The organism is Microcoleus sp. BM001215392, from assembly GCF_036700185.1.
Lineage (GTDB): Bacteria > Cyanobacteriota > Cyanobacteriia > Cyanobacteriales > Microcoleaceae > Microcoleus.
The window spans coordinates 1-1,691 of record NZ_JAUBOJ010000680.1; the positions used below are offsets into that span (position 1 = coordinate 1).

Sequence of the window (1,691 nt, forward strand, 5' to 3'; positions counted from 1 at the left end):
GATACTACCGTTGCTTACTACTGCTTACAAACTTAATGAAGTTTTATAATACCTTAAATTTATCTGCGTCTATCTGCGTCTATCTGCCTTGATCTGCGGTTGAACTCTGAATCAAACATTTATGAATGAGGGGTGCATCTGGTTTTTGAAGCCTGAAGAAGCATGAGCGCAGATAAGTTATTAGTGATCGTCCCATATTCACTACGGTCATGCTTCGCCCCTACAAACATATTTGCCAAAGTAAGATGCACCCTGAACGAGTCTATTATATTAAAATCAAAACAGCGCCTAACACATCTATCTAAATAGCGAAAATTAACTGTTATGTCCGCCTAAAATTATGCCTTGAGTATTAGGGAAGATCCAGTGAGTCATCCCCAATCTCAAATCTCAAATCTCAAATCTCAAATGGTATAAGTGTGTCAGTACCAAACTCTCAACAACAAACTCCCCTATTAGATGCGCTGCGCGATCGCACAAACCACCATCACAGCCCATTCTACGCCCCCGGACACAAACGCGGACAAGGAATTTCAGGGCCGTTAGTTGGCTTATTCGGTGCCGCCGTATTTCGCTCAGATTTGCCCGAATTGCCAGAATTAGACAATCTCTTCAACCCATCCGGTGCAATTGCGCAAGCTCAAGAGTTAGCAGCCCAAGCATTTGGATCGGACTCAACTCGCTTTTTAGCAAACGGTTCGACTTGCGGAATTATCGCCGCCATTGTAGCGACTTGCGGCCCGGGCGATAAAATTATCTTGCCTCGAAATATCCACTCTTCGGCGATTTCCGGCTTGATTTTATCCGGTGCAATCCCGATTTTTGTTGCTCCAGAGTACGATCGCACTTGGGATATTGCCAACAGCATCACCCCAGAAGCCACAGCAGCAGCACTAAAACAACATCCCGACGCCAAAGCAGTAATGGTCGTCTACCCAACCTATCACGGCGTGTGTGGGGATTTGCGGGCGATCGCCCAAATTACCCATCAATACAACATCCCCTTATTAGTAGACGAAGCCCACGGCGCCCACTTTAACTTTCATCCCAACTTGCCAGAACCGGCCCTATCAGCAGGGGCAGATTTAACAGTACAATCAACCCACAAAACCCTCGGTGCAATGACACAAGCCTCGATGTTGCACGTCTTGGGCGATCGCATAGATATCCAAAAAGTCGATCGAGCATTGCAGCTAGTACAATCCACCAGTCCCAGCTACTTATTATTAGCATCATTAGACGCCGCCCGCCAACAAATAGCCCTCCACGGGAAGGAGTTAATGATGCAAACTTTAGATTTAGCAGCAAAAGCGCGATCGCACATCAGTCAAATTCCCGGCTTATCAGTTTTAGAACCATTAAATACGCCCGGTTTTGTCGCACTCGACAGAACCAGGCTAACAGTAAAAGTATCCGATTTAGGAATAACAGGATTTGCGGCTGATGAAATTCTCCACTCCGAACTCGCAGTCACCGCAGAATTACCAATGCCGCAACATCTCACATTTATTATCAGTTTGGGAAATACAGAAACAGATATTGACAATCTAGTTAAAGCTTTGACGCTTTTAGCAGAAAGAAGCAAGTTCGGGAGCGGATTGTGTAACGGACTTAATGGATTAATGTTTAAAGAAGAAGCAAGAAGCAAGAAACAAGATTTTTCCCATCCCCCCCTCTCCCCCACTCCCCCT

The 1,691-nt window shown here is 45.6% G+C and carries 1 protein-coding gene; it reads left to right on the forward strand.

Going from position 1 to position 1,691, the window contains the following annotated elements; genetic code table 11:
• Positions 1-419: 419 nt before the first annotated feature.
• On the forward strand, positions 420-1,691 hold a 1,272-nt coding region (locus QT974_RS34105; RefSeq protein ID WP_333472778.1), incomplete at its 3' end, for an aminotransferase class I/II-fold pyridoxal phosphate-dependent enzyme.